General features: G+C 37.8%; 17 protein-coding genes. 14 read left to right on the top strand and 3 right to left on the bottom strand.

What is annotated here, in order from left to right; translation table 11 throughout:
- Nucleotides 1-309 precede the first annotated feature (309 nt).
- The 13 genes from BZG01_RS16910 to ilvA all read left to right on the top strand — a co-directional run bounded on the left by BZG01_RS16910 (nucleotide 310) and on the right by ilvA (nucleotide 16,323).
- Nucleotides 310-576 (top strand): YtxH domain-containing protein, encoded by a 267-nt coding sequence (locus BZG01_RS16910; RefSeq protein ID WP_101311023.1) that lies wholly within the window; start codon nucleotides 310-312, stop codon nucleotides 574-576.
- 69 nt (nucleotides 577-645) lie between these two features.
- A complete protein-coding gene (locus BZG01_RS16905; RefSeq protein ID WP_101311022.1) occupies nucleotides 646-1,014 on the top strand; it encodes a hypothetical protein in 369 nt (122 codons plus the stop codon).
- Between the two features lie 88 nt (nucleotides 1,015-1,102).
- Nucleotides 1,103-1,306 (top strand): hypothetical protein, encoded by a 204-nt coding sequence (locus BZG01_RS16900; RefSeq protein ID WP_101311021.1) that lies wholly within the window; start codon nucleotides 1,103-1,105, stop codon nucleotides 1,304-1,306.
- Nucleotides 1,307-2,140: 834 nt separating this feature from the next.
- Nucleotides 2,141-3,976, top strand: coding sequence for a dihydroxy-acid dehydratase (ilvD, locus tag BZG01_RS16895; protein WP_101311020.1), 1,836 nt, complete (start codon nucleotides 2,141-2,143; stop codon nucleotides 3,974-3,976).
- A gap of 92 nt (nucleotides 3,977-4,068) precedes the next feature.
- The gene (gene ilvB, locus BZG01_RS16890; RefSeq protein WP_101311019.1) at nucleotides 4,069-5,805 is read left to right on the top strand and encodes a biosynthetic-type acetolactate synthase large subunit; all 1,737 of its coding nucleotides are present in this window, start codon (nucleotides 4,069-4,071) and stop codon (nucleotides 5,803-5,805) included.
- 97 nt (nucleotides 5,806-5,902) lie between these two features.
- A complete protein-coding gene (ilvN, locus tag BZG01_RS16885; RefSeq protein ID WP_101311018.1) occupies nucleotides 5,903-6,418 on the top strand; it encodes an acetolactate synthase small subunit in 516 nt (171 codons plus the stop codon).
- Between the two features lie 104 nt (nucleotides 6,419-6,522).
- The gene (ilvC, locus tag BZG01_RS16880) at nucleotides 6,523-7,569 is read left to right on the top strand and encodes a ketol-acid reductoisomerase (protein WP_101311017.1); all 1,047 of its coding nucleotides are present in this window, start codon (nucleotides 6,523-6,525) and stop codon (nucleotides 7,567-7,569) included.
- Between the two features lie 455 nt (nucleotides 7,570-8,024).
- A complete protein-coding gene (locus BZG01_RS16875; protein ID WP_101311016.1) occupies nucleotides 8,025-9,518 on the top strand; it encodes a 2-isopropylmalate synthase in 1,494 nt (497 codons plus the stop codon).
- Between the two features lie 178 nt (nucleotides 9,519-9,696).
- On the top strand, nucleotides 9,697-11,097 hold the full coding sequence (gene leuC / locus BZG01_RS16870) for a 3-isopropylmalate dehydratase large subunit (protein WP_101311015.1): 1,401 nt from the start codon (nucleotides 9,697-9,699) through the stop codon (nucleotides 11,095-11,097).
- 88 nt (nucleotides 11,098-11,185) lie between these two features.
- Nucleotides 11,186-11,770 carry a 3-isopropylmalate dehydratase small subunit gene (gene leuD / locus BZG01_RS16865; protein WP_101311014.1) on the top strand — a complete coding sequence of 195 codons (585 nt, stop codon included), beginning with the start codon at nucleotides 11,186-11,188 and terminating at the stop codon, nucleotides 11,768-11,770.
- Between the two features lie 14 nt (nucleotides 11,771-11,784).
- Nucleotides 11,785-13,356: an alpha-isopropylmalate synthase regulatory domain-containing protein gene (locus BZG01_RS16860; protein ID WP_218973147.1), complete on the top strand. Its 1,572-nt coding sequence runs from the start codon at nucleotides 11,785-11,787 to the stop codon at nucleotides 13,354-13,356.
- A 198-nt stretch (nucleotides 13,357-13,554) separates the two neighbouring features.
- Nucleotides 13,555-14,625 carry a 3-isopropylmalate dehydrogenase gene (gene leuB, locus BZG01_RS16855; protein ID WP_101311013.1) on the top strand — a complete coding sequence of 357 codons (1,071 nt, stop codon included), beginning with the start codon at nucleotides 13,555-13,557 and terminating at the stop codon, nucleotides 14,623-14,625.
- 438 nt (nucleotides 14,626-15,063) lie between these two features.
- Nucleotides 15,064-16,323, top strand: coding sequence for a threonine ammonia-lyase IlvA (ilvA, locus tag BZG01_RS16850; RefSeq protein WP_101311012.1), 1,260 nt, complete (start codon nucleotides 15,064-15,066; stop codon nucleotides 16,321-16,323).
- Between the two features lie 91 nt (nucleotides 16,324-16,414).
- Here the strand turns inward: ilvA and BZG01_RS16845 are convergent, their stop codons facing one another.
- From BZG01_RS16845 to BZG01_RS16830, 3 genes are all read right to left on the bottom strand, one after another.
- Complete coding sequence (locus BZG01_RS16845) at nucleotides 16,415-17,011, bottom strand: transposase (RefSeq protein WP_101311011.1); 597 nt, start codon at nucleotides 17,009-17,011, stop codon at nucleotides 16,415-16,417.
- A gap of 476 nt (nucleotides 17,012-17,487) precedes the next feature.
- Entirely contained in the window at nucleotides 17,488-17,856 is a 369-nt protein-coding gene (locus BZG01_RS16835) for a hypothetical protein (RefSeq protein ID WP_101311009.1), read from the bottom strand.
- Nucleotides 17,857-18,025: 169 nt separating this feature from the next.
- Nucleotides 18,026-18,754: a DUF6261 family protein gene (locus BZG01_RS16830; RefSeq protein WP_101311008.1), complete on the bottom strand. Its 729-nt coding sequence runs from the start codon at nucleotides 18,752-18,754 to the stop codon at nucleotides 18,026-18,028.
- 889 nt (nucleotides 18,755-19,643) lie between these two features.
- Here BZG01_RS16830 and BZG01_RS16820 point away from each other — a divergent pair.
- Complete coding sequence (locus BZG01_RS16820) at nucleotides 19,644-21,251, top strand: DUF6377 domain-containing protein (protein WP_101311006.1); 1,608 nt, start codon at nucleotides 19,644-19,646, stop codon at nucleotides 21,249-21,251.
- The last annotated feature ends 706 nt before the right edge of the window (nucleotides 21,252-21,957 follow it).

The following is a 21,957-nucleotide window of genomic DNA, read 5'->3' as shown; positions in this document are numbered from 1 at the left end:
GGATTTAGGTTTGTTTAATATGTCGAATAAATATGTACTGTTACAAAATTAATTTGAAATCGCCGTATACGAGAGTACGTACGGTGGTGTGAGAGGGCGAGGGAGTAATCCCTCTACCTACTCGATTATGTAAAACTCCATGTGTAGATAGTTTTTAATAGTATGATCGGACAAAATATACATATAAAAAAAATACCTGATGCAGAATGAAAAAATTGACTACTGCAGTAAAAATCCTTAACTTGATATAAGGTGTTATACATCAAATCTTTATAATATATTTATTGTTTCATTTAAAAATTATATGATATGTCAAGTACAGGAGGAATTGTTGCGGGCTTGTTAGCTGGCTGTGCAATTGGTGTTGGTTTAGGTGTTTTATATGCTCCCGATAAAGGGGAGGTAACCCGTAAAAAAGTGAAGGCGAAGGCAAAAGAAAAGGCTGAAGAATTAGATGCTGTCTTCGATAAGAGTGTAGAAAATATGCGTGTTAAAATGGACGAATTAATTGTGGCGTTAGAGAAGAAATTAGAAGACTTCAGAAGAAAAGAAAAGGAAGAAGAAGAATTAGCATAATTCTTTCTGGCATCTGTTTGTTATTGGAATCAAATTATTGAAGTTTCAGTTTACTAAAACAAAAAGATATTGGGAAAAATCGCCGAACAGTTCACACAATTAAAGGAGTTGCTTATTGAGTATTTCGATTCTAATGTTGAATACTATAAGTTGGCTGGTTTCGAAAAATTAATGCGTTTCGTTGTTGCCATCACGTTTGCAGCTGTGTTTTTCATATTGCTTATGCTGGCATTGTTCCTTTTTGGATTTAGTGCTGCTATATGGCTGGGCGATTTGCTGGGAAATGAAGCCGCAGGTTATCTGGGCATAGGTTTCTTTTATCTCTTTTTGTTGTTATTGGTTTATCTTCTTAAAAAACCATTGATTGAGCGCCCATTGATCAGATTCTTTCATCGATTCCTTTTCAAAAAGGAAAATAAAAATAATGAACCAAGCTGAATTCTATCGATTCTAACGCCAAAGCTATGGGTTTATTATTCCAAACTTTTCACAAAATACGGTACACTGTAAAAAAAATAGATACTAAATGAAGCGCTTTCGGTCACTTAAGGATATTGAAAAAGAAAGATATCGCCTTTATCTGGAAAAAGAATTGGCTGGTTACAAACTGGAATATTTCTTTCGAAATACCAGAACAAATTTTAGTGCTGAAAATTTTTTGGAGAACAGTGTTGGGAATTGGATTGGAAGAACAATTGGACGATTCATCAGGAAAAAAACCAATCCTTAAATTTCCATAGAGGGAATACTCTGGAATACAGAAAAATCCGAAGTAAAAAGTGATGAAAATTGGAGGCTGTTGAAAAATTAAATATCAATAGTCTCTTTTTTTGGCAGAATAGTAGATGGAAACTAAGAAAGAAGGATTAAGTATTTTGTTTCGAATTCGGCCAAAAGCAGAGGGGTGCAAAGCTTTGCATAAAATTATTTTTGGTTTATTTTATCTGTTTTTTGCCAATTGAAAGTTACATTTAATCACAATTACCTTAAAAATTATAAGTGTTGATAATCAGTGTTTAATGATGATTATTTAGATTGTTATCAGATTAAAAAAAGCAATTGGGAATCGTAAGATTTGCAAATAAGGGATTTTTCCTCTTATATTTGTCGCATAGATTTGTCAACGTAATCAGATCGAAAGAGAGATTGTAGATGTTCGTTGACAAAATTAAAAACAAATTATGAATCTTTAGAGGTTCGAATCAACAAAAAGAATATGCAATTTAATTCAGTAATTATTATTAGCGTCATTATTCGCGTCCTTCTGGACACGATTCGAGGCTGAGCATATTTAAATTAAACGAATTTAATTTTACAAAATATCTAAGGCCTCTTCAAAACGAAGGGGCTTTTTTTTTGATCCGGTTATTGTATGTTATCATTTAAGGTAGTCATTATCGTCATTATTATTTCAATTGTCATTATTAGAATGACAAGGAGGGAAAGCGTGCACAGACAATAACTTTCGGTAAAACGAAATTATTAGCGCTCTTTCCAACGAAAGGGCGTTTTTTTTGACGCAAACTGAAACAAACAAGAATAAACTATTAACGAATTAACCAAAATGTATAAAAATAAATTACGCAGTGATCAGACCACACAAGGCCGAAGAATGGCCGGAGCAAGAAGCTTGTGGCGGGCAAACGGAATGAAAGAAAAAATGTTCGGAAAGCCGGTTATTGCGGTGGTGAACTCTTTCAGCCAATTTGTACCGGGACATGTGCACTTGCAAAATGTAGGGCAAATGGTGAAGACGGAAATTGAAAAGGCCGGCTATTTTGCTGCTGAATTTAATACGATAGCTATCGATGATGGAATAGCAATGGGACACGACGGAATGCTCTACTCTCTGCCTTCACGCGACGTAATTGCCGATAGTGTTGAATATGTTTGCAACGCTCACAAGGTTGATGCTATGATCTGTATTTCCAACTGTGATAAAATTACTCCTGGAATGATGATGGCTGCCATGCGGTTAAATATCCCTACTGTTTTTGTTTCGGGTGGACCAATGGAAGCCGGTGAGTCGAAAGGCGAGAAGCTTGATTTGGTGGATGCCATGGTAAAAGCCGGTGACGATAGTGTCAGCGATGAGCGCATGCAGGAAATTGAAGAATCAGCTTGTCCGACATGTGGCAGCTGTTCGGGAATGTTCACCGCCAATTCTATGAACTGTTTGAATGAAGCATTAGGTTTGGCTTTGGCAGGAAATGGAACTTTATTGGCTACTCATAAACTTCGTAAAGATTTGTTTACTGATGCGGCGCAATGCATTGTAGATATTACGAATAAATACTACAAAGAGGGGGACGATCGGGTTTTACCTAGATCAATTGCCACAGTGGATGCTTTTAGAAATGCAATGACATTGGATATTGCAATGGGAGGATCAACAAACACTGTGCTTCATTTGTTGGCAATTGCCCATGAAGCCGAAGTTGATTTCACCATGAAAGATATGGATGAACTGTCTCGTAAAACACCAAATTTGTGTAAAGTAGCTCCAAATTCGCCTAAATATTACATCGAAGATGTGAACAGGGCGGGAGGAATCATGAGTATACTTGCAGAATTGGATCGTGGAAATCTTTTAAATACTGATGTGTATCGTGTTGACTCTGCCAACCTAAAAGAAGCTTTGGAATTGAATGATCTTTTTTCTGAAAAGTTGACTGCTAAAGCACTGGAAATATATCATGCTGCACCAGGTCAATCGGGTAGGAACTTAACGTTTGCTTCTCAAAATACTGCTTTTAAGGAGCTGGATAAAGACAGAGAAGCCGGTTGTATCCGAAGCATGGAAAATGCTTACACTCAAGATGGTGGATTGGCCGTTTTGTTTGGAAACATTGCTCCAAACGGGAGCATTGTAAAAACGGCAGGAGTAGATTCGTCAGTTTTCAATTTTACTGGTACGGCAAAAGTATATTATTCACAGAAAGATGCTTGCGAAGCCATTCTTACAAAACAGATTAATGCTGGTGATGTTGTTGTGATTCGTTACGAAGGACCAGCTGGCGGACCCGGAATGCAGGAAATGCTGTATCCAACCTCTTACCTGAAATCAATGGGATTGGGAGCAAAATGTGCTTTGATTACCGATGGACGTTTTTCTGGTGGAACTTCCGGATTATCAATCGGTCATGTGTCTCCTGAGGCAGGAGCCGGAGGAGCAATTGCTTTAATTCAGAATGGTGATAAAATTGAAATCAGTATCCCTAAAAGAAGCATTAATGTCTGTATTTCTGATGAAGAGTTAGCACAAAGAAGAAAAGACGAAGAAGCATTTGGTCAGGAAGCATTTGTGCCGCGAGGACGTAACCGTCAGGTTTCAAAAGCTCTGCAAGCCTATTCAAGACTTGTGTCTTCGGCAGATAAAGGAGCAATTAGACAATTATAAATTATTAATTAAGAATTAATAATAGAGTCAAAGGAGTCAAAAAATTTTAAGGAATTCACTGCTTTCGACTTTTGGCTAAAACAACAAACACAATGGAAGTAGCAGCAAAAACAAAAAATACAAATGGAATGATTAAAACCATTGAAAGAATATCGGGAGCCGAGATTTTGGTTCGAACGCTTATTCAGGAAGATGTAGATACCATGTTTGGATACATTGGTGGTGCAATCATGCCTGTTTACGATGCTTTGTACGATTATCAGGATGAAATGAAACAGTACATGTCGAGGCATGAACAAGGAGCAATGCATTCTGCTCAGGCTTATGCACGAATCAGTAAAAAACCAGGTGTGTGTTTTACGACTTCGGGTCCTGGCGCAACAAATGTAATTACCGGATTGGCGGATGCATATCTGGATTCGACTCCTATGGTTGTAATTACCGGACAAGTAGCCAGTGGTTTATTGGGAACAGATGCTTTTCAGGAAACCAATATGGTTGGTCTGTCAATGCCTGTAACAAAATGGAATTATCAAATTACAAGTGCTGATGAAATTGCCAAGGTAATTGCTAAAGCATTCTATATTGCCCGTTCAGGTCGTCCGGGTCCGGTTTTAATTGATATCACTAAGGATGCTCAGATTGCCACAGCAGATTACGAATATAAAAAATGCGAAAGGGTACGTTCTTATCAGCCGGTTCCAAAAATAAATCAGTCGGAGATTGAAGCCGCCGCCGCATTAATCAATGGTGCAAAAAAACCATTGCTTTTGGCCGGACAAGGAATTTCTCTTTCGGGAGCTGAAAAAGAATTGATGGAATTTGTTGAGAAAACTCAGGTTCCTGTTGCTTGTACTTTGTTAGGATTGTCATCATTCCCTACCGATCATCCGTTGTATGTTGGAATGTTGGGAATGCATGGAAATTACGGACCGAATATGAACACCAACGAGTGCGATGTTTTGATTGCAGTTGGTATGCGTTTCGACGACAGAGTAACCGGAGATACAGCAAAATATGCCAAACAGGCAAAAATCATTCATATCGATATAGACAGATCAGAGCACAACAAGAATATTATAGTTGATGTACCTGTATTTGCTGATGCCAAGCAAGCTTTAGCCGAACTGAATAAGTTGGTTAGTGGTGGAGAAAAAGCAGCATGGATGAAGACTTTTAAAGATTACTATCAGCTTGAATTTGATAAAGTAATTAGTAAGCAGGCTTATGCCAATAAGGAAAACATTAACATGGCCGAGGTAATTCGATTGCTGTCGGAGCAGACTAATGGCGAAGCTATTTTGTGTACCGATGTTGGACAGCACCAAATGACAAGTGCCAGGTATTATGAGTTTAAAAACCCAAATACTCAGATTACATCAGGAGGACTAGGAACCATGGGATTTGGTTTGCCTGCAGCCATTGGAGCTCAAATAGCTGATATGGATGCAACGGTTGTATCTGTTTCCGGAGATGGTGGATTCCAAATGACTTTACAGGAGCTTGCGGTAATCAAACAGTATAACCTGCCGGTTAAAACAATTGTATTAAACAACTCGTTTTTAGGAATGGTACGTCAGTGGCAGGATTTGTTTTTCGAACAACGATTTTCAAATACTCAGCTGGAGAATCCTGATTTTGTAAAGATTGTTGATGGATACGGAATCAAAGGAAAAAGAGTATCGAAGAGAGAAGATTTGGATGCTGCAATAAAAGAAATGCTGGAAACACCGGGAGCTTTCTTTTTAGAAGTGATTGTTGAAACGGAGTGTAATGTTTTGCCAATGATTGCACCGGGAGCTGCAGTATCGGATATGCGGTTGGAATAAGTTTAAAGTAAAAGGAGAAGGTTTAAAGTGAAGAGAATAAACCATTTTATTGAGTTTTATCTCGTATCTCATTTCTCACATCTAATATCTAAATAAAATGAAAGAATATACAATTACGGTTTTTTCTGAAAACGACATCGGTTTGTTGAATGAGGTTACCATCGTTTTCTCGAGAAGAAAAATTAACATAGAAAGCTTAACTGTTTCCGAATCGGAAGTAAAAGGGGTTTCACGATATACCATTGTTGCTTTTATGGATGAAATGAAAGTTGAGAATGTGGTTCGTCAAATCGAAAAGATCATTGGGGTATTCAAGGCCTTCTTTTTTGAGGCTGATGAGATTGTTCATCAGGAAGTGGCATTGTTTAAAATTGCAAATTCTCCCGATTTAAATGGAAATCTGGAAGCATTAATGAGAAGTCAGAATGCAAAAATTCTTACTGTTCATCCAGATTTTCTGGTGATTGAAAAGGTTGGGTATAAGGCTGATAACCAGGAATTGTTTAATGAGCTGGAACAGTTTGGTGTATTGCAGTTTGCCCGTTCGGGTCGGGTTGCAGTATCCTGTCAACAGAAAGAATTTACAAGTTATTTAAAAGAATTATCAAATTAAAAATAGATGTAAGATGATAGAAATGAGATGTGAGAAAATAGAATCGTTCACATTTCACTCTCAAAATCTAATATCTAAAATCTAATATCTAAAAAATAGAAAAAATGGCAACAATAAACTTTGGTGGCGTTGAAGAAAAAGTAGTTACACGTGAAGAATTTTCGTTGGAAAAAGCACGTGAGGTAATGAAAGATGAAACCATTGCGGTTATCGGATATGGTGTTCAGGGACCAGGTCAATCATTAAATTTAAAAGATAATGGTTTTAACGTAATCGTTGGTCAGCGTAAAGATTCTAAAACCTGGGATAAAGCTGTCGCTGATGGTTGGGTTCCAGGAGAAACTTTATTCGAAATTGAGGAAGCTCTTGACAAAGCTACCGTTATTCAATATTTGTTATCAGATGCCGGACAGATTGCTGTTTGGCCTACAGTACAGAAATACTTGAAGCCAGGTAAAGCACTTTACTTTTCTCATGGTTTTGGTATCACTTACAAAGAGCGTACGAATATTATTCCTCCGAAGGATGTTGATGTAATTTTGGTGGCTCCAAAAGGATCAGGAACCAGTTTGAGAAGAATGTTTTTGGAAGGACGTGGTTTGAATTCTTCGTATGCGATTTTTCAGGATGCAACTGGAAGAGCTTTCGACCGTGTTGTGGCATTGGGAATTGGTGTTGGTTCAGGTTACCTGTTCGAGACTACTTTTAAAAGAGAAGTTTACTCCGATTTAACTGGTGAGCGTGGAACATTGATGGGATGTATTCAAGGAATTTTTGCTGCACAGTATGAAGTTCTTCGTTCTAACGGACATTCTCCTTCTGAAGCGTTTAACGAAACTGTTGAAGAGTTAACTCAAAGTTTAATGCCATTGGTTGCTGAAAATGGAATGGATTGGATGTATGCAAATACTTCAACAACAGCACAACGTGGAGCATTAGATTGGTGGAAGCCTTTCCGTGATGCTACCAAACCGGTTTTCGAAAAATTGTATAAAGAGGTTGCTGCGGGTAACGAAGCACAACGTTCTATTGATTCCAACAGTCAAAGCGATTATCGTGTGAAATTAGATGCTGAATTAAAAGAACTTCGCGAAAGTGAAATGTGGCAGGCGGGTACTGCTGTTCGTAAATTAAGACCTGAAAATAACTAGAAATACATTCAAAACCTGACAGATTTTTAAAACCTGTCAGGTTTATTTCAAGCTTGGATATCCCATTAATTAGAAAACAAAGATTGGCTTAGTTTGCAGGTTAATAGGGTTTTGTGTTTTAGTTTGTGTTTCGGGAAATGTATTTGAATTAGTTTGAAGATCGTAGTTGCAATTGAATAATTGTTTTTCCCAAAGACCATAAGTTTTTAGGTTTGTCAGGGATTGGGAGATTTCTCCCATTATTCTAAAATAGTCCAAAACTTTAGTAAGATGATTTATGATAGTATCCTTATTGGTTTTAACCTGATTATTGATCTCATTATTGGAGAATCAACAAGGAAGACTGTATAATATTCTAACTAATGTAAGGTTATCATGCAAGGTTCTTCCAAAGACAGGGAGAATTTTTTTTTGCAGCAAAAACGAGTAGTAGCATACGTAAAAACACAAATACAATGAGTGATAAAATATTTATTTTCGACACCACACTTAGAGATGGTGAACAAGTTCCGGGATGTCAATTGAATACAATTGAAAAAATTGAAGTTGCCAGAACTTTAGAGGCTCTTGGAGTGGATGTTATAGAAGCAGGTTTTCCTGTTTCAAGTCCGGGAGATTTCAATTCAGTCGTCGAAATAGCCAAAGCGGTTAGTAATCCCATTATCTGTGCACTTACCCGCGCTGTTGAAAAGGATATCGATGTAGCTGCCGAGGCTCTTAAATTTGCAAAAAGAGGGAGGATTCATACCGGAATTGGTACTTCTCCTTATCACATAAAATCAAAATTAAATTCAACCCCCGAGGAAATACTTGATCGTGCTGTTCGCGCAGTAAAGTATGCCAAGCGTTATGTCGAGGATGTTGAGTTTTATGCTGAGGATGCCGGGCGTTCAGATAATGAATATTTGGCCCGCGTAGTTGAAGCGGTTATTAAAGCCGGAGCTACAGTTATTAATATTCCTGATACAACAGGATATTGCCTTCCCGGAGAATATGGTGCGAAAATTAAGTACCTGATGGAAAATGTCTTCAATGTTCACAAAGCAATTTTATCAACCCATTGCCATAATGATTTGGGTATGGCTACTGCGAACTCTTTAAGCGGCGTAATTAATGGAGCCCGTCAGGTAGAGGTTACCATAAACGGAATTGGAGAACGGGCAGGAAATACTTCATTGGAAGAGGTGGTGATGGCCATTAAAACGCATCATGCCTTGCCTTTCTATACCGATATCAAGAACAAGGAAATTTATGCTGCCAGTCGTTTGGTTTCGTCTTTAATGAACATGCCTGTTCAGGCAAATAAAGCCATTGTTGGAAGAAATGCATTTGCTCATTCATCAGGAATCCATCAGGATGGATTCTTGAAAAACAGAGAGAATTACGAAATTATCGATCCTGTTGATGTTGGGATTAAGGAATCAGCAATTGTTTTAACAGCCAGAAGTGGTCGTGCAGCATTAAATCATCACCTAAGTCAAATGGGCTATACATTAACCAAAGATCAGCTGGATGATGCCTATAATCGGTTCTTGGTGATGGCTGATCAGAAAAAGAATTTGACAGAGAAAGATCTTTCGGAATTAATGGGTGATGCCAATGATTTGCAGAAATCAGTGGAATTGGAATTGCTGCAGGTTGTTTCCGGTAAATCAACCATTCCGATGGCTACGGTACATCTGAAAATAAAAGGAGTCAGCTGTGCGGCAACTGCTGAAGGAAACGGGCCGATAGATGCTTGTTTCAATGCGGTTAAAAAACTGATAGAACAAAAATTCACTTTGGGTGAATTCCTTGTTCAGGCGCTTACCCGCGGAAGCAATGATTTGGGAAAAGTTCATGTTCAGGTTGAACACAAAGGTCGTACAGTCTACGGGTTTGCTGCGAATGTTGATATCATTACAGCTTCTGTTGAAGCATTGGTTGATGCGCTTTCCAAAATAGTATAAGACAGATTTAGATAAAAATATTCAGAAACTATTTGAATTTGTTTTTAGAATTTTTTTCGGTGAAAGATGAAGCGTAACAAGGCAAATTAACGCAGTTAGGCTTTATTTATTCATATAAAAAAACTGAAGGATAAATTAAAACAGTTTCTCAAATACATAATCGTATTAAAAGAGTAATATGGAACCAAAAACACTATTTGATAAAGTATGGGATGCCCACGTGGTTGAGAAAATTGAGGGAGGCCCCAGTGTATTTTATATTGACAAGCATTTGATTCACGAGGTAACCAGTCCGCAGGCATTCTCCGGATTAGAGGCAAGAGGAATGAAAGTTTTTCGTCCTGAAAATACCATTGCAACTCCAGATCATAACATTCCGACAGAAAATCAGCATTTAACGATTAAGGATGAATTGTCGAGAAAGCAAGTTGAAACTTTAACGGCTAACTGCGAGAAAAATAACATTACACTTTATGGTTTAAATCATCCATATAATGGGATTGTTCATGTTGTTGGTCCGGAGCTTGGACATACACAACCGGGAATGACTCTGGTTTGTGGTGACAGTCATACTTCAACACACGGTGCTTTTGGAGCTGTAGCTTTTGGTATTGGTACTTCGGAGGTAGAAATGGTTTTGGCAACTCAGTGTATTTTGCAGCCGAAGCCTAAAAAAATGCGGATTACTATTGATGGGCAACTGCAAAAAGGCGTTACCGCAAAAGATCTTACACTTTATGTGATAGCACAGCTGGGAACCGGCGGTGCAACCGGATATTTTGTTGAATATGCAGGATCGGCAGTTCGTGCTTTGAGTATGGAAGGTCGAATGACTGTTTGTAACATGAGTATCGAAATGGGAGCCCGCGGAGGAATGATTGCTCCCGATCAAACTACTTTTGATTATGTAGAAGGTCGTGAATTCGCACCAAAAGGTGAGGACTGGACAAAAGCTTTGGCCAAATGGAAAGAGTTAAAAACTGATGAAGGAGCTAAGTTCGATAAAGAATATACATACAAGGCTTCGGACATTGAACCAATGCTGACTTATGGAACCAATCCAGGAATGGGAATTGGAGTTTCCGGAAGTATCCCAACGGCAAAAGATGTGGATCCAACCGAATTGCCAACTTTCAAAAAGTCATTGGATTATATGGGATTTGGTTTAGGAGACAAACTATTGGGTAAGAAAGTTGATTACGTTTTTGTGGGTAGTTGTACCAATGGTCGTATTGAAGATCTTCGAATTTTGGCTGCTGCGGTTAAAGGAAAGAAAAAGGCAGATTCAGTTACTGCATGGATTGTTCCCGGATCAAAACAAGTTGAAAAACAGGCTATAGAAGAAGGCTTGGTTGAAATTTTGGAAGAAGCAGGATTTAAAATGCGTCAGCCTGGCTGTTCTGCATGTTTAGCCATGAACGACGATAAAATTCCGGCAGGAAAATACAGCGTTTCTACATCAAATAGAAATTTTGAAGGAAGACAGGGACCTGGCGCAAGAACAATGTTGGCCAGTCCGCTTACGGCTGCAGCGGCTGCAATCACCGGAGTTGTTTCCGATCCTAGAGAATTGTTTTAATCAAATTCAGTTATCAGTAAATAGTAATTAAACAGTATTTGGTTAGCGTAACGATAGCTATCGGCTAACTGCTAAAAGTGAAATAATTATGCCAATAGATAAATTTACCACATTGGAATCGACATATGTACCGCTTCCCGTTGAAAATGTGGATACAGATCAAATTATTCCTGCACGTTTCCTAAAGGCGACAAGCCGTGAAGGATTTGGTGAAAATCTTTTCCGCGATTGGAGATATACTTCTGACGGAAAAGAAAACCCTGATTTTGTTTTGAATAAATCTGAATATTCAGGCGAAATTTTAGTGGGAGGAAAAAATTTCGGAAGTGGTTCATCAAGGGAACATGCAGCATGGGCAATTCACGATTATGGTTTTAAAGTTGTTGTGAGTAGTTTCTTTGCTGATATTTTCCAAAATAATGCATTGAATAACGGAGTACTTCCTGTTATGGTTTCGCCTGAATTTTTAGCGAAAATATTCGATGCCGTAGAGAAAAATAAGGAACAAAAAATCGTAGTTGATTTGGAGAAGCAAAGCATTAGTCTGAATGGAGAAAGCGAAAGTTTTGCAATTAATCCTTACAAGAAAAATTGTTTACTGAACGGATTCGACGATATCGATTTCCTTCTCGCAAGAAAAGAAAAGATAGAGGCTTTTGAAGCCAATAACTAATAGAACATGCAAAGATGAACGAACTGCGTAGCTTAGAAATAATGGACACCACTCTGCGGGATGGTGAGCAGACTTCTGGGGTAAGCTTTAATTCCGAGGAAAAGTTAGGCGTTGCAAAATTATTACTGCAATCCTTAAAAGTAGATCGGATAGAGGTAGCCTCAGCCAGAGTATCTGAAGGAGAATTTCAAGCAGTAAAGCGAATTACCAAATGGGCAGAAGAGAACGATTGTCTGGACAAAATTGAAGTTCTGGGTTTTATTGACGGAACTGCCTCTCTTGATTGGATTCATGCAAGTGGTGCAAGAGTAGTGAATTTGCTGTCGAAAGGTTCATTAAAGCATTTACAGGGACAGTTGAAAAAATCACCGGGACAGCATGTTCAGGATATAAAAGACGCCGTGGCCTATGCATCAAATCTAGGAATCAAGGTAAACCTATATCTTGAGGATTGGTCGAATGGGATGATTTCTTCAAGAGATTACGTTTGGTATCTGATGGATGAACTTCAACATGAAAACATTCAGCGTTTCATGTTGCCCGATACTTTAGGTGTATTAAATCAGGTGCAGGCTTTCGATTTTTGTTATGCTTGCCGCGAAAGATATCCAAAACTGCATTTCGATTTTCATGCTCATAATGATTACGATTTGGCAGTGGCTAATGTTTATTCTTCAATTTTAGCTGGTATTAATGGCATTCATACAACAGTGAATGGTTTAGGCGAACGAGCGGGAAATGCTCCTTTGGCTTCCGTAATAGGAGTAATAAACGATCATTTGGCTCGTAAAATAAATGTTGATGAGAACAAAATCAATATTGTTAGTCGAATTGTAGAGACTTTCTCAGGAATTCGGATACCCAGAAATAAACCTTTGGTAGGAGAGAATGTTTTCACACAAACCTGTGGCGTTCATGCCGACGGCGATTCAAAGGATGATTTGTATTTTAACCGTTTAATGCCCGAAAGATTTGGACGTGAACGCAAATATGCTCTTGGCAAGACATCGGGTAAGGCGAACATTAAAAAAAATCTGGAAGAGCTGGGGATTACTTTGGAAGAAGAAACCATGAAACTGGTTACAAAGCGGGTCATCGAACTGGGAGATAAAAAAGAAGTAGTTACCATAGATGATTTGCCTTACATTGTTTCTGATGTTTTGAATCAGACAATGGATGAGATGCCAATTCAGATCAAACATTATTCTTTGTCTTTATCCAAAGGAATGCGTCCGTTTGTTTCTATTAATCTGGAAGTAAACGGGAAAATGTACGAAGGAACATCGTCTGGTGATGGTCAATTCGATGCTTTTATGAATGCCATTTGGAGCATTTATGACGAATTGGGCAGAGAACGGCCAATATTGACCGATTATCTGGTTCGGATTCCACCGGGAGGAAAGACAGATGCTTTGGTGGAAGCTTTTATCGCATGGAATTACAAGGGTAAGGAATTTAAAACCCGTGGATTGGATCCTGACCAGATAGAAGCTGCAATAAAAGCTACTCTTCGGATGCTTAATCTAATTGAGCAGCATGACAATGTACTCACAGGGCAATTATCAAATAACAATAAAGAAAACTAAAAATATGTAATTAGATGGTGATTGAATTAATTCATCTCATATCTAATAATAGTTTGTTACCATTTTGTAAGCATTTGATTTTTTAGTGTGTTTTATGAATAACGTGTTATTGGTTAAAATATTGAAAAATAAACATCTTGTAAATCAAACTAATTACTAAAATCTAACGGACTATTAATCTAAAGATCTTTCAACATAATGAAGTATAAAATAGCAGTATTGGCCGGAGACGGAATTGGTCCGGAAATCGTAGCACAGGCAAGAAAAGTTACCGATGCAGTTGTTCAAAAATTTGGACACGAATTTGAATATACTGAAGCTTTGGTAGGAGCTGTTGCAATTGATAAAGTTGGTAACCCTTATCCTGATGAAACGCATGAATTGTGTATGAATTCGGATGCCGTTTTATTTGGAGCCATCGGACATCCCCGGTTCGATAACGATCCAGGTGCAAAAGTTCGTCCTGAGCAAGGTTTACTTGCCATGCGGAAAAAATTGGGTTTGTATGCAAATCTTCGACCTGTAAATACATTTAAGTCGCTGATTCATAAATCTCCATTGAAAACCGAACTGGTTGACGGTGCAGATTTTATGTGCATCCGTGAGCTAACGGGAGGAATTTATTTTGGCCGTCCGCAGGGACGTACTGAAGATGGACAAACTGCTTACGATACATGTGTGTATTCGGCCGATGAAATTGAACGTATCGTTCGTTTGGGATTTGAATATGCAGGAAAACGCCGCAAAAAATTAACCATTGTTGACAAAGCAAATGTATTGGCCACATCAAGATTGTGGAGAGAAGTTTCTCAAAGAATTGAGCCTGAATTTCCTGAAATTGAAGTAGAATACATGTTTGTTGACAATGCAGCTATGCAGTTAATTACCTGGCCAAAACGTTTCGATGTAATGGTTACCGAAAATATGTTTGGAGATATCCTTACCGATGAGGCGAGTGTAATTTCAGGTTCAATGGGAATGCTGCCTTCAGCATCGATAGGTGTTCACACTTCGGTATTTGAGCCAATTCATGGATCTTATCCACAAGCTGCAGGTAAAAATATTGCCAATCCTTGCGCTACGGTTCTTTCTGCAGCCATGATGTTCGAATACGCATTTGGCTTGATGAAAGAAGGAGCTTTAATTCGGGAAGCAATTGATAAATCGTTGGAAGCCGGTGTGGTTACCGAAGATATTGCTGATGGCAAAAAGGCTTACTCAACGAGTGAAGTGGGAGATTGGCTGGCAAATTACATTCAAAATGCTTAGTTAATGATCTGAGTTCGATGATTGTTTCCTTTCATAAACCGTTGAGTTATCCTGTGAACAGATCTTTAAGCAACAGGTAAATAGTACTTGGTAATGAGTTTTCTAACTACTAGTTACTTTTCCTGCTAAAAGCAGCTAAGCTAAAAGTAAATTCCATAGGTTATCAATAAGTTAACAATTGAACCCAGCTTAATACACATCATAAGTCAGAAGCTGTTTAAATTTGTTTTTAGAATTTATTATTGATGAAAAATGAAGCGTAATAAGGCAAATTTTATGAGAATAGTGGTTCTATTTAAATGGAATTTAACGCAGTTAGGCTTTATTTCTTCATATAAAAAAACTGAAGGATAAATTTGAAACAGTTTCTAAGAATAAGCCTGAAGGAATTGGTTACTTTCAGGCTTATTTATTTTAACAAAAGAAAAGGGGGACGAAATGTCAAAAGAAAATTATTATCCGCTAATGGCGGATATTGTTAAGGCAAACAGGCGGGTTCAGGAGGTGGTGTTGGAAACTCCTTTACTCAAAAACTTAAATCTATCATCAAAAAGCGAAGCAAATATTTATTTAAAAAGGGAGGATCTGCAACAGGTTCGTTCCTATAAAATAAGAGGAGCTTACAATAAAATAGCCAGTCTTTCGAAAGAGGTGCTGGCAAAAGGAATTGTGTGTGCAAGCGCGGGCAATCATGCTCAGGGAGTTGCCTATTCCTGCAGTAAACTGAAATGTTTCGGAAAAATCTACATGCCCGAAACAACCCCTCGTCAGAAGGTTAAGCAGGTGAAAATGTTTGGCGGCGATCAGGTGGAAATTATCCTTACCGGCGATACTTTTGATGATGCCTCGGCCAAAGCAAATGCAGATGCCAAAGAACTCGGACAAACCATTATTCACCCGTTTGATGATCCAAAGATTATTGAAGGACAAGGAACCATTGGTTTGGAAATACTAAGGCAGCTTAAAGAGTGCATTGATTATCTGTTTCTGCCGATTGGCGGAGGCGGTTTGGCTTCAGGAGTAGGGGCATGGATCAAGGAATTTAGTCCGAATACAAAAATTATAGGTGTTGAGCCCGAAGGGGCTGCTTCCATGAAAATGGCATTTGAAAAAAAGGACAATGTTGCTTTGGAGACAATTGACCGCTTTGTAGATGGTGCTGCAGTAAGAAAAGTGGGAGATCTTACCTGGAAAATATGCGAAAAGGTTTTGGATGGAATTGTGGTGGTTCCGGAGGGACTCATCTGCTCAACCATTTTGCAGATGTACAACGAGGATGCAATTGTGGCAGAACCTGCAGGAGCTTTATCCATTGCCGCTTTGCAATTAATGAAAGAAGAAATTAAAGGGAAGAATGTGGTTTGTGTGTTAAGTGGCAGCAACAACGACATTACCCGAATGGAGGAAATCAAAGAAAGAAGCTTGCTTTACGAAGGCTTAAAGCACTATTTCATGGTGCGTTTTCCGCAGCGTTCGGGAGCGCTAAAAGAATTTGTAAACGATGTGTTGGATGCGGGTGATGACATTACCCATTTTGAGTACTACAAAAAGAGCAGCAGGGAAAAAGGCCCGGCAGTTATCGGAATCGAAGTACAAAATCCTACCGATTTACAAAGATTGCAAGAGAGAATGACCGAGCGTAACTTTATTTTCGAATACCTAAACGATAAAACGGATTTGTTTCAGTTCATAGTCTGAAATATTAGTTGATAACAATCAAAAAAGCGATAGCCAGTAATTGGTTATCGCTTTTTTTGTGTCCAATTGTTTGATGATTTTCTTAGGGTGATTAACATTTTTTCAATGTAGACGTTGCATGCAACGTCTGTATTTGACATTTTTTTGGATTGGAATGAATGTATTCCTCAATTCTGTTATATTCTTCCTGATTTCGAATGATTCTTTCATGGAAGCGGGCTAACCAGCTAAATGAATGGGAATCATTTAATCCGCACCATCGTGTTAGCGCAGATTTATAGGATCTGATTATTGCAGATAAGCTTCCTGATTTTGGTGAGATGGATGCCATGTATTCGTTTTTATTTGATGTATCCGTAGGGATCTTGCTCGTAGGGATCTTGCATGCAATGTTTGATATATCCGTAGGGATCTTGCATGCAACGCCCTTACGGTTTACAATTCCAATTATTCCGTGGATATGATCTGGCATAATTACGAATTCTCCCAATTCAACATTCGGAAAATGTTTAGGGATCTCCAGCCAAAAGATCTGAGCCTGTTTCCCAATTACAGACAATTGCATTTCTTCATTCCTGATTTCACCGAAGAAATGCTCCCTGTTTTTTGTGCAGATTGTCACAAAATACCAGCCTGTATTGGTATAATCGTAGTTTCTTTTTCGGATATTTTTACGATTGGGATGCATCGATCTTTATTTATTTGTGATTGTGTGGTAGGGACATTGTGTGTTTGTATGGATCTTGCATGCTTGTATGGATCTTGCATGCAAGATCCTTACGGTTATCCTTTATTAAAAAAAAACCAACATTTTTAGCCATATCAGGTGTTAATTTAGATAAGGCGCATTTGCCAAGGTCTTCGTGTTTTTGTTGTATGGGGTAGGGACATTGCATGCAATGTCCTTACGGTTACCCTACATTTTTAAAAACAGCATCCTTAGCCATATTACGTATTAATTTAGATCTGGGGCGTTTGCAAGGTTTTCTTCTTCTTTTTTAAGGATATTGCATGCAATGTCTTTTATTTCTTGCGAAGAATCGGGTTCTGTGAAAAGCTAGGAGCGAAATTCCCCTAGCTTACTCGACTGTGTGTAGTTGTTTTTCCATTTCTGATAACAATAATAATTTAACTTCAAGGAAGTAAACTAGTTATTAGCTTAACCTAGTTTATTCCCGTGTCATCACTATTTTCTGGGATATCACTCTTTACCCATGACATCATTCTTCCTATTATGGACCATAGCCCTTTAGACTCGGCTAATCTCTCTTTATAATCTGATAAGGATGACGGGTGGCTTGCAGAACTTCCGGTTGATTGAGTTATTTCTTTTCTTTTGTTTTTATATGCTGTAGAGTAATATTCAAATAGTGTAATATCTAATTTTTGGGAATTATCATTAAATAATCCTTTATCTAAAACAGCATCAAGTATTGCTACCTCTTTAGTCTTAGCAATTAATTCGTTAGTTTGTGCTTTTAAGTTGGTTATTCCTAAAAACAACATAAATGTAATGATTAAAATCTTTTTCATTTTTTTTAATTTATTAATGATGCCTACTCTATAAACCTTTTCGGCTACCGGTTAATATTGAATCGTTTATTTCTATTTGTATTATAATATGTGCACTAAGTCAATCCCGCCAGCGTGGGATGATTTTAAACAAAGGGCTTCACATCTTGCGAAACCCTTAGCTGTAGTTTTAAACCAATTCGGTATCTACCTCGTTTGTTTTGTAACGTCGTTTTACCAATTCATTGTTTTTAGCGATTAACTCGGCAATTGTTTTGGTGGTAGCCTCATAAACGGCAGGGTTTACCTTTGCCATGGTGTTCATATAGCCCATCAAGTCATCATTAATCGTTGTGATGCCTTCTTTCTTCAATTGACTTGCCGAAGCTAAATCTTTCTTCACGCTCTCGCCTTTGGCTTGCTGCAAGGCTAAATTTTCAAAATCTTTTTGAGCTGCATCTAGATTTGCAACCGTTTCTGCGACCCCTTGCAGTTTTGCTATAGCAGCTGCAACATCGGGTTTACTTAAATCGTTGAGTAAGGAGACAGTATCTGCCGATTCCTCGGAATAATCTTCTTTCTGTATGCTCAAACCATATTGCTCCAATACATTGTCTACTACCAGAGCCGCATTTTGTAGTTCAACAATAGGAATATGTACATAGCCTTCTACCAACTTAAACAAGGCTTTAATTTCCATATCGCGCACATGGTCTTTCTCTGCCAATTGAGAGTAAATCGTTAATCGCTTCAAAGCCTCGGTGAGTGCCGTGTTTATTGCACTTACTTTTGCAATAATAGAAGTTAAATAAGTGTCAGTACTCCAATCGTATTGTGAAAATGCTTTTAGAATAAGGCTTAATAATGCACTAAGGTCGCCATTGCGACTGGTTGTCTTAATTCTGGAAATCAATGTCATAACTTGTTATTTTAAATTAATATTTATGGATTATTCAACTGTTATTTTTGTTTTGTACTCAGTACATTGTGTAAAAACCCAAGTTTTCAAGCTTTGTACTCCCTACATTGTGTCAAAACCCAAGTTTTCGAGCTTTGTACTTAGTACATTGGGCAAAAACTCAAGTTTCCGAGCTTTGTATTCCCTACACGGAGTGAAAACCCAGGTTTTCAGGCTTTGTACTGAGTACACGTGGCAAAAACTTAAGTTTTCGAGCTTTCACTAAATAGTCACGAAGCAAAAAACCAATTTTTCGGGCTTTCACTAAATAGTCACGGGGCAAAAACTCAAGTTGTGAAACTTTGTACTCAGTGCATTTGGCAAAAACCCAGGTTTTCAGGCTTTGTACTGAGTACACGTGGCAAAAGATCCATTTCTCTGTTTTTAACTATATGTTTATTGATCAAAAAACAATATTTTTCAATGTATGTTGATGTGTTTACTGATCAAAAACACTCGCGCTGTAGATCTATATCTCTTTTATAACAACTTATTTAAGTTTATTGTGCAGTGAGAATAACAAATATAGTATTTTTTTTAATTGAACAAAAAATAGTGATAAATATTGTTTTCATTTCTTCTATGATCAATAGTTTGTTGTGTTTTGCCGATTCGCCCCCTGCTACCCCTGCTTCCGTACGATTGCATCGTGTGGTTAAATCTATCAAGGAACGTGATGCAATGTCCTTACGGTTATCCTTGTGTTTTTATCTATTGCAGCTTTAGCCAGCTGAAAATAAAATATTCTTAGTGTTTTGTATGTAAAGGTTGGGGCTGTGCATTTTTTTTGCCGCAGAAAATATTAATCTTACTTTTACCCCTTGTTCAGCAAACCCATATCCCAATAAACATGTACAGAAGTGTCATTCTAACATTTTTTGTTTTACTAAGTCTGAATTCTTTCGGACAAAATGATTCTCTTGCATTTCAGTTTGCCGAGGCGAATAAATACATTGAAGCAAAAGACAGCATTGTTCAGGTAAAAAAGAACAAAATCGCTTTGCTTACAGATTCCCTGCAGCATTCCAATTTCGAGGACCGAAGAAACGAGGAGTACAATTTGTTGGTGAAACTGACCAAAGAATACGAGTATTTTGTTTACGATTCGGCTTTTCAGTATGGGAATTTAGCATTGAAAACGGCCTACGGTTTACAGGAGGCATCAAAAATTGCCGAAGCCAAGTCAAATATCTCCCTGATTCTTCTGCTCCGCGGATTGTACAAGGAAACCATCGACAGCATTCAGACCATCGATCCGATGGCCTTGGATCAAAAAAAACGCATTGATTTTTATTCTGCAGCTTATCGTGCCTATTACGATTTATCCAATTCCCGTTGGGGATATTATGCGCCCAAATACCGGAAAACAGGGAATTCATATGTGAAGAAAATTGCAGCAGAGGGTGATCCTGATTCTTTCGAATACATTCTGGCTTTGGCATTAAAAAGTCAAAATAATAACGCCAGTTACGATGTTCAAAAGTATTGCACATCCTTATTAAATAAAAAGGATTTAACCCCGCATCAGTCTGCGATTACCAACTGCATATTGGGGATTTCCTACTTAAAACTACAGGAAAAAGAAAAAGCAAAATATCATCTCTGTAAAGCTGTTGTTGGTGATATTCAGTCTGCCACAAAAGAAACACTGGCTGCGAAAGTATTGGCAGAACTACTTTTTCACGATGGAGATTTAGAGAAAGCAAACCGGTTTATCTCCGAAGCTCAAAAAGATGCTGTTTTTTACGGCAGTAATGCCCGGCAATTGGAGATATCATTCATCCGGCCTGATATTGAAGCTGCTGTTTTAAGCAAAGTAGAAAAGGAAAAAAAGATCATATCCAATATCTCTCTGATTGTATCTCTTTTGGCCTTGCTGTTAATTTCTTTTTCCATCATTATCTACCGGCAGGTAAAGGAATTGAAAAAAGCCCGTAAAGAGATTTTGGAGAGCAATGGTAATCTTCGGCAATTGAATGAACAGCTTCGTGAGGTAAGTAAAATTAAAGAAGAGTATGTTGGTTACTATTTCAATTTTAGTTCTCAGTTTATCGGGAAACTGGAAGCAATGAAAAAAGCCGTTTCCCGCCAATTAATGACGAAACAGTACGATGCCATCGAATCGGAATTGAAAAATTACAATTCGAAGAAAGAACGCGAGAATTTGTTTGAAGATTTTGATCGGATTTTCCTGAAACTATTTCCTGATTTTGTAAATCGGTTCAATCAATTGTTCGAAGAGAAAGATCGAATCAGTTTAAAAGATTCTCAATGTTTAACTACCGATTTACGGATTTTTGCTCTGATTCGATTGGGCATAAACGACAATGAGAAAATAGCCGGTATTCTTAATTTTTCGGTGAATACCATTTATACCTATAAAACTAAAATTAGGAATCGCTCCATTTATCCGAATGAAGAGTTTGATTTAAAAGTGATGGCGATAAAGTCCGTTTAATCCATCTTTTTTTGAGAATTGGTTTTATTTTATTCTTTCATACATGATTATAGCTCCTGATAATTCTATGGAGTACTACTAACTAGGTGTTTCATTGGCATTTTTTTTAAAATTTATTTTTATTAATGTCACCTCACCCTAGCCCTCTCCTCAAGGAGAGGGAATTCCAATCTTCACTACGAATGAACTCCTCTTCTCCTGAAGCTACTCTTTATACAAATCTTGTTGCTCTTGATTTTTTTTCAACCAACAAGAAGTATAAAAAGAATAATATCAGGAATCAACACCCTTTTGCCTGTCGGCACTTCCCCTCAAGAAGGGAAGATTCTGTTTGTGAACGATTCTCCCATTTTAAGGGGAGATGTTCGAAGAACAGAAGGGTGCTTAGGTTTATAATCAAACTATTGCCTGGGAAAGCAAATATTTGTGAATAAAGAGTAGCTCCTTCAGGAGAAGGGGTTGGGGGACGAGGAATTTTTTATATTAAGTTCAAGTATTATCTCCAGTGAAGATTTTGAGCGCAAAAAGTGGTGATTAAGCCAGTTTAGCTCATTGTATCATCTTTATATTATCAATATTTTTCAAGGAATCTTATTTGTTCAATTGCCATAAAATGAAAGGATTGTATGTGTAGAGAGCTGAAATCCATCTATATTTGCAATTAGTATTTAGTTATTGAGCTTATTCTCTGGTTACTTTGATAATT

Source organism: Labilibaculum manganireducens, from assembly GCF_002843385.1.
GTDB lineage: Bacteria > Bacteroidota > Bacteroidia > Bacteroidales > Marinifilaceae > Labilibaculum > Labilibaculum manganireducens.
The sequence above is the reverse complement of the archived record's forward strand: the minus strand, read 5'-3'. Positions and strand labels throughout refer to the sequence as shown.